This window comes from Pseudoalteromonas sp. Angola-4 (assembly GCF_028599265.1).
In the GTDB taxonomy this organism is placed as follows: domain Bacteria; phylum Pseudomonadota; class Gammaproteobacteria; order Enterobacterales; family Alteromonadaceae; genus Pseudoalteromonas; species Pseudoalteromonas atlantica.
In genome coordinates, this window is record NZ_JAQREK010000096.1 from 1 (window position 1) to 440 (window position 440).

The 440-nt window shown below is 52.0% G+C and carries 1 protein-coding gene; it reads left to right on the forward strand.

All coding sequences use genetic code 11. The annotated features are described in order from the left end of the window. Window positions 1-440: hypothetical protein (locus PSH48_RS20975; RefSeq protein ID WP_273612320.1), on the forward strand; the 440-nt coding region annotated here is incomplete at both ends.

Below are 440 nucleotides of genomic sequence, written 5' to 3' on the forward strand. Positions count from 1 at the left end.
AAGTTGAAACCACGGCACTTGTACAAAACGGCGAATACGTCACCGATCCGATTGATGCAAGCGCATTAAACGACGGCACACTCACCGCTACCGCCAGCGTATCCGATGTGGCAGGTAACCCTGTAAATGCGCAAGATAGCGTAGAACTTGATAACACCGCAGCGATCACAACCAGTATTGATAAAACCACCGACGGCGTGATTAATGGTAACGGTGAAAGCGCCGCCATGGTCGTGCGTGGGACGGTGAGCGATGTGGAAGACGGTCAAACCGTGACGGTGATCATCAGCGATGGCACAAACCAAGTTGAAACCACGGCGCTTGTACAAAACGGCGAATACGTTACCGATCCGATTGATGCCAGCGCATTAAACGACGGGACACTTACCGCCACAGCTAGCGTGTCTGATGTGGCTGGCAATCCAATTTCAGCACAAGAT